This is a genomic window from Candidatus Arsenophonus triatominarum (assembly GCF_001640365.1).
Classification (GTDB): Bacteria; Pseudomonadota; Gammaproteobacteria; order Enterobacterales; family Enterobacteriaceae; genus Arsenophonus; species Arsenophonus triatominarum.
In genome coordinates this window covers 1-8,475 of sequence record NZ_LWMI01000059.1, presented here as the reverse complement: position 1 = coordinate 8,475, position 8,475 = coordinate 1, and the positions used below count along the sequence as shown (strand labels likewise).

Sequence of the window (8,475 nt, the reverse complement as noted above, 5' to 3'; positions counted from 1 at the left end):
AAAACCAGCGAACGAACCGAATTAATTAATAATAGTATTGACTCAATACAGGAAACAAGTAGAATGCAGCGCATCAAACGATGCTGAGTTTAACAAACTAACTAAGCATTGTGAGAATGCGGGAATAGCTCAGTTGGTAGAGCACGACCTTGCCAAGGTCGGGGTCGCGAGTTCGAGTCTCGTTTCCCGCTCCAATATCAGCCCTACATATAAGCTAGATTGAGTAGGGCTGCGTTGGCAGAGTGGCCATGCAGCGGATTGCAAATCCGTTTACCTCGGTTCGACTCCGGGACGCGCCTCCAGAATTTAGCCCAGGTGGTGAAATCGGTAGACACAAGGGATTTAAAATCCCTCAGCCTTAAGGCTGTGCGGGTTCAAGTCCCGCCCTGGGCACCATAAAATTTTTCATTATTTATCAATAAGTTAAGTGGTGAAAACTTAGTCTCTTAAGAGTAAATTTTTGTGACTAAAATCACGTTTCACTATATTTTCGCTATATAATTTCACTATATTTTTGATTTAATCATTGCTTTTTCTGACCTCCAACAACAGGGACAACATTAATTTTTCTATCGTATCTTGCGGTTTGAGAAATGTTTTTATGACCAGATATTGTTTGTTTTTCAGATAAAGAACCATCAAGATCTGAAACACCTTTTGCTTTTAAATCGTGAAAAGTAAAATCAAAGTTTAAGTGTGGAAATTTAATTTTGGCTTCTTCTTTTGCTTTCCTCCATCGGCTATTGAAACCATCACGAGTGTACCCAGATCCACTTTGTTGATGCAGAACATATATACTGCTAATTCCTTTGTCTAAAGGTAAAGTATGACTTAACTCTATGGCTGCATGTAAACGATCTGTCCATGCTTTTATCTGTGCGATCCCTGTTTTACCTTGCTTAATAAATATGCCGTCATTAGATAGCTGAGAATAAGTTAAAGATAAAATATCTGCTTGCCTAGCAAGGCAAAGATAGGCAAGCTCCATCGCAATTTTTACTACAATTGGTGATATAGAATAAAGTGCATTATATTCTTTGTCGCTAATGTAGCGATCTCTAGCTTTTTCTTTGAATTGCCTTACTCCCTTACATGGGTTTATTTTGACTAATCCTCGCTCATAGCCCCACCCAAAAACACGTGACAATAATGTCTTTTCTCTGTTAGCCTGAGTTTTACTCTTTAGACCTCTTTTGTCCATATACTTACGAATGTGTTCTGGCTTTATATTGTCAGGTAACATTTTTCCAAACACAGGCATTAACTTATTGGCATATTTCCTATAATCTTTTTGCGTTTCACCTGATAAATTAAGAAAGTCAGGGGAATTGAAAAATGCATTAAATAAAGCTGCAAGTGTTTCTTCATTTTTGTATGATAGCAATAATTTTTCGTATGCAACCCACACCTCGGCTTGAGTAAAAGAAAAATCACATAATCGAATTGTCCTTCCATCTGGAGTCAAAAACTCAAATGCTGATTTTCCTCTTCTCACTCTTGAAGGCATCCAATTATCAGCCGGATTTTTTCTTTTTCTAGCCATTTAGATTGCTCCGAAATCTGGTTTTTCAGCAAAGTTAATACCCGTTGCTTTTGAAAGTCGTTTATTGAAATGTTCCCATGTCGTTTTGGGTCGACCATCAGGCCGCTTAATGAAAAAGATTCCCGCTTCTTCTAAAACTTTGCATTGTTTGGATGGTTTTTGGTAACCTGTTAGTTCTTTCATCTGTTCATCTGTAATGAACATAGAATTATTATTCACGTTTATGTCCTCATTTAAAAACTCACACTATTTTCAGGCGCTTCATTGCCCCACAAAAATCAATAGCGAAGCCATGAATGGTTATCTTCGTCTTTTGTTAGGTTAGGGATATAATTTGTGGGGTAGAGTATTAGGATTTATTTGCTGCGTTGTTTGATGCTTTTTTTGGTATTGCCAAGGTGGGTCTGCGAGTATCAGGTCATACTTCACTTCATCTCCTGTTAAATATACCAGCTTTTACTTTTATGTAAGTCGTCTATTTTTTCTAAGACAGTGATTTTATTACCGCCATTTCCGGTTAATATTCCGCTTTCTCCATCGGTATCGAATTGATATATCAATCCTTTGTTTGTTAATTTTTTTCCTTCAATCTAATTATTTTCATCACCTCACAATGATAAATAACCTGCATCCCTGCTTTGACATGATGTAACGTTGTTCGGTATTCATGGATGTTATTCATAGGATTACTCCGGTTATTGATTACATAAATGTAAATGTTGATCAAAACATTAATTTTTATAAGGTTATTTATGGTAGTATTGTTAACGTTGTGTGTTTGTTAACAGTAACATTTTACCTGGTGTTGGCCAGCCTTGCGCTGGTCTTTTTTTTGCTTGGTATTATTCACTAATAAGAACGGATAATTTTCCAAGTCCTTTTGGCGTAATTCTTACCTGTTCAGTTAACTTTTCCGAACCGTCATTTCTAGCAACGACAGTCACTTTATGCTCGATTAAATCCTGCTTGATTTTATCCTGATAGCCAACCCAACTTTTTCCACCAACACGCCGATAAATCCAATCATGTCCTTGTAACCATGAAAAAAGTGCTTTGGGTTTCATTTGGAGTGATTTTGCCGCATCAGTAATACAAAGCGAGCCTTCTGAATAGCTGATTCGTTTTAGTGCTTCAACTTGCGGTTTCATCTCATCGACTTTGTGTTCAAGCGCAATAACTTTTTCGGTGTAATTAAGCAACAATCCTCTCATCGCTGATGGGTCATTTAATATCTTAACCGGACTAACGGCTTCTAATGCTTTTCTTTCACATTCAATAAAGTAAAGTCTTGCCTGTTTCCCTTTTTCGTTGCGCTCAACCATGGATAACTCTTTCGCCATGTTGATAGAGATTGCATATTCTATAGACGGTCTACCTTTTGCGGTTTTTTCCGCAAAAGTCACGAAGTCCTCATTTTCAATGAATCCATATTTTTCAATGCGACCTTTTATCCAATCTTTAAAATGGTTTTTTACCCCTAAAAACGCATGTAAATCACGAGCATTTACCGTTTGGATTAATTCGCCATTGATATTTTTTGTTTCAATATTGATTAAATTTTGCATAAAAGTATCCCTCAAAGTTAATTGATGAATGAGTATTAATTAAGTGGAATAAGCTAGGTGGGGTAATGACTTCTTGTTTTGCAACTATTTCTTCAAGGTATCAAGGAATACCCCCAAATAGACCATAAGTGCTGGTACTATCATGATGCCGATAACCAGTAGTTCTTGCCCGCCTAAATGGATATTGCCTAATTCGCCACGTTTAAACCTGATTTGTGGGTCAATGACGGCATCGGCATGTGCAAGATGTCCAACTATCAGTTCGAAGGCGAACGCTGCGCTGATAAACAATAATGTCGTGATTAATCATTTGATGATGTGAAGTTTCATTGCTTAACCTCCGATATAATTAGTGTACATGGCTAAAATTAAAATCCACATGGTGGGTCTCCTGTGACTAAAAGGGGATAGAATCATCAAAATCGGGCTCGATAATTGTGTTACTGTTTGGCTGGTTAGTGGTTGGCACATTCGGTCTACTTTGACTTTCCTGCGGTTTTCTTTCCTTCTGGTTGCCCAATATTTCAACGTCATTGACTAAAAATTCGGGTGATATCCTTTGCTGACCGGATTTATCCGTCCATTTATTTTCCTGATAGACCGTGGTAACACGAACAAAAGTGCCTTTTTGTGCATGATTATTGATATATTCCGCTATTTGCTTAAATGCCTTGCAATTTATCCATGTGGTCTCATCAATCCATTGACCGCTGTTGTCTTTTCTTGATTTGCTGATAGCGATAGAAAATACGGATATGGGATTTTTATCTTGGGTATAGCGGATATCTAATTTGCCGATGCGTCCGGTAAAGTTACACTGGTTGTGGTTTGCCATGTTGCCTCCACTTTTTGATTAATTTTGTTGATTTCTGATTTCAGCTTTTCGATAAATGCTTGAACAGCCTGTTCAATCTCGTTAATTAAATTGTCATCCTTGATAATTCGGATTTTGTAGTAAGCAAGGTTAGGGGGAAGCCTGTCATCATAGCTGACAAAATCGCACCAGTTTCTCCCTGTGCACATCATTTGTCCGTGCATTTGTAACAGGTATTCGTATTTCGGTTTTCCTGTGACAATGGTTTCAATGTGGGTAGTGGTGTTGGGGCATTTGATTTCGATAAGTCCATCATCATTAACCAAACCATCAGGACTTGCCCCAAATAGCGCAATAGACGGGTGGGGGATAAAGCCCACTTCGGTGACCGTGACATCAAACTCATTGAGGCAATATCGCGCTCTAGCTTGTGGTTCAAGGGCAATGCCCCGTTCAATGGCCTGATTGGTTTTAATTTCTTCTCGTCGTCCGGTAAGGGTTTCACAAACTAATTGCATGAGGTAGTTTCGTTGCGTTGTTCCCCTGCCTTTGGATAACACCTTGTGTAAATTGCTGGCGGTGACTTTCCCAAGTCTTGCCTGAAACCATTCGTCCGTTTTCTGCTTCATGATTAGCCTCGTTTTTCATTGCAATATTGCGATAAATAGCCATTTTATTTTCTTCGCCAATGATATCCGTCTCTTCTGGTGTTAATTTCAGCCAATGGGATTTCATTGATTCAATACCGCCTTTTGCTGATGTTTCTAATTCCTGGATTAATTGTTCGTAACGGGCTTTTTGTTGTGCGGCTTCTTTCTGTATTACAATTTTTTCCTGTTCAGGCAAGTCTTCTCCGGCATAGATATAAAATCCTAATCCAAACATTGAAATAGCCTTGGTGAGACAGCGCATGAGCGTTTTATTGATATCAACGGCATTAGGGTTAGAAATAGCCTGATTCCGGTAATCCATAACGGGTAACCACATTTTTCGGGGAAACTCATTATTTCCTTGTTTAACCGTGAGTGTTAACGACACCATCGCACTGCCATCATTGTTATAGCTAATGGCATCAATGACATAGTAGGATTCTGGATAATGTGCCATTAATACGCCCCATGCCCAAGCCCATGAGAGATAAGAAAGGCCGTTTTTCTTTTCAACTTTATCGTTAACATTAATCACCGACAGCGTTTCCCAAACCTGTTGTTGAAAACTTCTCTCTTTTTCGGTATGTTGTGTTTCGCTCATAGATATTTCCTCTTAGGTGCTCGAAGTGCTTTGTACTGATGGATGTTCTCATTTTTGAAATGGTTAAACAGCGCCTTCCAGATATCGTCAAAATCCTCAATACTGAGTTTTCGCATCACTGAGGAAGGTAGGCAGTCATAAACAGGCTGGACAAGTTCGCTGATTTCGTCGTCCAGCCTGTCTTCCCAATAAGCAATTTCTTGCTGTTGTTCGTACCAGTAATCTTGCATGGCGTAAGGGTTCATTTGACCTCCTCGAACTGAAATAGCATCCTGTTTTTTCTGGTTTTAATCTCCGCGACTAATAACTCGATTTCATTTTGTGAAAAGGACGAATCCAGTAGCAGAGTGATAATTTTTTCTTTAAGATGGCGTTTTTTCGCCTTTTCAGATTTAAGGGGCATGATGATTTTTTCCATAAGCTTTTAGTTGCAGTGATAAAGCGATTAGCCATATATCTTGTCGTTGGGTATCAATCGCTAACTTTGCTGCCTGTCTTGCCAGCGCTAGCAGGATGTTGTCTTTGTTCATCGTTACCCCTTATGCCACCTGACTATATTTGTCGTGAGTGAATTCGCCGTTCCAGTCTTTCTTCATCGGTAGCTTACTTTTGAGGTATTGGTTATATAGCCATGAAGCCCCCTTTTTTAGCAGAACGATTTTATAACACTGGTGTTTCCCGTAATCGTTTGTCATGATGAAGGGTGATTCGGTTAGATAGGTATCTCTCGCATAAGAATGAACACGCCAGACATGAGCCTTGCTGATATCCTTTTCTGCATCGTAGAGAAAATGACGCGATTCCAGAAAAAGGTTGACCTGGTTAATATTTACGCCATTAAGCTGCTTGCAGAATTGAACAGGTGTCATACCAATCTGAAACAGGTTTTTTAGGCTATCGATTTCGGTTTCAAGCTGTTGAACCTGTACCCCTAACAGTTGAACTTTTTTATGCTGCTCAGCCCATGCAATGGCTGATTCAGCAGGGTCAAGGAAATTAGGTAAGCCTAAAGTTGTTGGGTTATTGGGTAATTGTGATTGTAAAATTCGTCTTTCGCATTCAATGAAGTACTGTCTGGCCTGTTTACCTTTTTCATTGCGCTCAACCATGGATAGTTCTTTCGCCATATCGAGGGCAATGTGGTATTCCTTTGCCGGACGGCCTCCGAAGGGGTTTTCCCCAGAATTGGTGAAAACTATAAAGTCGATATTTTCAGCAAATCCATATTGCTTAATTCTGTCTTTTATCCATGTGGTAAAATCTTTACCGATTTCCAAAAACGCATGTAGATCACGTGCATTGACAGTTTGGATTAATGCCCCGTTGATGTTTTTTGTTTCGATGTTTATTAAATTTGACATAAAGGTATCTCTCAATAGTTAAATTGATGAATGATTACCCCTGTAAAAAGGGGCGTTAGGATTATTTAGTTACGTTGGAGGAAGCGATTGACGTTCGCCTGTTGCCATCTTTCAAGGGATTGAGTCATGACGCTATCGTGTGCGTGAGTGCTGGATTCTAACAGTTGCTGCATTTCACGAAGTACGGTCTCGACATCGTCTTTATGACGAAGTAAACGACGGATAACTTGTTTTTCAGCATCAAAAATAGCTGATTTGAGCGTGTTAGTCATGCCGTAAATCCGGCGGCATTCTTCTGCAATTATTGCGATTTGATTAACCTCGAAGTGCTGAGGCGATGCGATTCCTGTCGCATGACGTAGCGCATACCAGATACCTTGTGTCCATGCTCTCTCAAATCTAAATCCATTCGCCATGCTCCAAACCAAATGAGCTAGGTTACGAGTATCGTTATCGTTTAAGAGTTCTGGGGCTTCTGGTCTGGGTTGAGGATTACCAACTTCCTTGTCTAATATATCAAGCACCCATTTTCTGAACTCTTTGGCTACTGGAGTACGAGCAAACATTGCAACAAGATGAGCTCCACGTAGAGAGAAAATGCGTACAGTTTTTTCGTAATTCCCTGAGACCTTCAAATTGAGGGTCTCAGTCATATCACTAGAAAACTCATCGGAATTTCTTTCGTAAATTTGCGTAACAGCATCAGAATTTTATATTTTAGTGCCTTTGCAATTTCTACAGATGTTAAATATACAAGGCAATTACGGTTAACAACATTGAAGTGAACATCACGAAATGAGAGTTTAGTATTCATTTATATACGTCCTACTTGATTGTTCAATATTACCCATTGTTCAGATGGGCGGTCGGGTACTTGAACACCGCAAGTAGACGGCCAACAGTTTTTCCCAAAAGGGTATTATATATTCTGTTCGCTACCCGACCATAGCAATCTATGGACGTAAAAAAACCGCATTACTTTCGGGAGCGGTATCCGCTACTTGGGTGTGTTCAGCACCTGATAGAAACTATAGCGCATGATTTCTTCTTTCGTCAATGGTTTATTATGCTGCTGCAATCCCGTTCATCATGACGCTCAGCAATCTAGGAAATTGGCTATCGTAGAAATGGGGTTGAGTCTGACGTGGGTTATTTGAGTCAGTCAGATTTTTACCAAACTGTAATCCCTTTTTTGTCAATGACCAGAATAGTTTTTCCTTATCAGGATGTTTGCTGCTGGGACAAGATTTACGCTCAGCGATTCCGAGAAGTTGTAACCGTTTAAAGCCAGATTGTGGGCTGTAAGGTTTACCATGTAAGAGTAAAAGCTCCGTAAAAGAATGCGTTACTTCGCTTGAACCCGTTAAACTCCCTTCTGGTGCATCAACAGCATAAGCGGGAAGGATATCCGGCATACCAAGTGAATTTTGTAGCTTTTTCATTGCACCAAGCATACCAGAAGGTGCGATACGCAATTCTTGTTTGCAGAATGCCAGCATTGCTAATCCAGCCTGAACTTTATCGGTTAGTGGTTGGATAGGTGTAGAAATAACTTCATCAAACGTCCGGATAACTTTGAGATGGAAAGCTGCACTAATCCACATGGCATAAGCATAAACCAGTTCTTTAGCAACGTAGGTTCCCTGCTCTGTACCTCCTTTAATAACCGATGGGGGAATTCCACCATCGCTTACGAATTGAGCACCTAATTCTTGAGTCTTATCATTGGCGAGCCAATACTTAGGTCTATCCTTTTCTAATTCTCCTGCGGCTTTATGTAAATCATTAAGACAATAACGCCCGAAAGCATCTTGACGGACAACGGTATTTTCAATAACCACTATTTAGACATAAAAATATTTCTCCGTAATGAAACGAATAAAAGTGTTAACGTGAAAGATTTTGCAGATTGAACCCTAAACCCGTTTATACTTACCAAAA

At 39.5% G+C, this 8,475-nt stretch carries 11 protein-coding genes, 3 tRNA genes and 1 pseudogene; 3 read left to right on the top strand and 12 right to left on the bottom strand.

Annotated elements, in window-relative coordinates; all coding sequences use genetic code 11:
• The first annotated feature begins 118 nt into the window (after positions 1–118).
• The 3 genes from AYJ55_RS22350 (at position 119) to AYJ55_RS22340 (ending at position 396) form a co-directional block, all read left to right on the top strand.
• Positions 119–194: transfer RNA gene (locus AYJ55_RS22350), tRNA-Gly, on the top strand.
• Between the two features lie 33 nt (positions 195–227).
• Positions 228–302: transfer RNA gene (locus tag AYJ55_RS22345), tRNA-Cys, on the top strand.
• A gap of 7 nt (positions 303–309) precedes the next feature.
• A tRNA-Leu gene (locus AYJ55_RS22340) sits at positions 310–396 on the top strand.
• Between the two features lie 127 nt (positions 397–523).
• On the opposite strand, the gene AYJ55_RS22335 is transcribed toward AYJ55_RS22340, so the two are convergent.
• From AYJ55_RS22335 to AYJ55_RS22285, 12 genes and pseudogenes are all read right to left on the bottom strand, one after another.
• Positions 524–1,543, bottom strand: coding sequence for a tyrosine-type recombinase/integrase (locus AYJ55_RS22335; RefSeq protein WP_063657408.1), 1,020 nt, complete (start codon positions 1,541–1,543; stop codon positions 524–526).
• A complete protein-coding gene (locus tag AYJ55_RS22330) occupies positions 1,544–1,747 on the bottom strand; it encodes a DUF4224 domain-containing protein (protein ID WP_063657415.1) in 204 nt (67 codons plus the stop codon). It abuts the gene before it with no gap.
• 638 nt (positions 1,748–2,385) lie between these two features.
• Complete coding sequence (locus AYJ55_RS22320) at positions 2,386–3,108, bottom strand: antA/AntB antirepressor family protein (protein ID WP_063657921.1); 723 nt, start codon at positions 3,106–3,108, stop codon at positions 2,386–2,388.
• Positions 3,109–3,192: 84 nt separating this feature from the next.
• Complete coding sequence (locus AYJ55_RS22315; RefSeq protein WP_063657919.1) at positions 3,193–3,399, bottom strand: hypothetical protein; 207 nt, start codon at positions 3,397–3,399, stop codon at positions 3,193–3,195.
• 106 nt (positions 3,400–3,505) lie between these two features.
• On the bottom strand, positions 3,506–3,943 hold the full coding sequence (locus AYJ55_RS22310; protein WP_063657968.1) for a single-stranded DNA-binding protein: 438 nt from the start codon (positions 3,941–3,943) through the stop codon (positions 3,506–3,508).
• Positions 3,895–4,551, bottom strand: coding sequence for a lambda exonuclease family protein (locus AYJ55_RS22305; RefSeq protein ID WP_063657966.1), 657 nt, complete (start codon positions 4,549–4,551; stop codon positions 3,895–3,897). The genes AYJ55_RS22310 and AYJ55_RS22305 overlap by 49 nt, the downstream gene beginning before the upstream one ends.
• A gap of 163 nt (positions 4,552–4,714) precedes the next feature.
• A pseudogene (locus AYJ55_RS34045) lies at positions 4,715–5,173 on the bottom strand (Sak single strand annealing protein); the annotation flags it as partial.
• Entirely contained in the window at positions 5,170–5,418 is a 249-nt protein-coding gene (locus tag AYJ55_RS22300) for a hypothetical protein (protein ID WP_063653611.1), read from the bottom strand. The gene AYJ55_RS22300 and the pseudogene AYJ55_RS34045, both read right to left, overlap by 4 nt.
• 147 nt (positions 5,419–5,565) lie before the next feature.
• Entirely contained in the window at positions 5,566–5,703 is a 138-nt protein-coding gene (locus tag AYJ55_RS31275; protein WP_187153132.1) for a hypothetical protein, read from the bottom strand.
• 9 nt (positions 5,704–5,712) lie between these two features.
• Positions 5,713–6,534, bottom strand: a complete 822-nt coding sequence (locus tag AYJ55_RS35255; RefSeq protein WP_074168204.1) for an antA/AntB antirepressor family protein — start codon at positions 6,532–6,534, stop codon at positions 5,713–5,715.
• 65 nt (positions 6,535–6,599) lie between these two features.
• Positions 6,600–7,187, bottom strand: coding sequence for a BRO-N domain-containing protein (locus AYJ55_RS36535; protein WP_187153367.1), 588 nt, complete (start codon positions 7,185–7,187; stop codon positions 6,600–6,602).
• Positions 7,188–7,598: 411 nt separating this feature from the next.
• Positions 7,599–8,378, bottom strand: coding sequence for a KilA-N domain-containing protein (locus AYJ55_RS22285; RefSeq protein ID WP_063657964.1), 780 nt, complete (start codon positions 8,376–8,378; stop codon positions 7,599–7,601).
• Positions 8,379–8,475 lie beyond the last annotated feature (97 nt).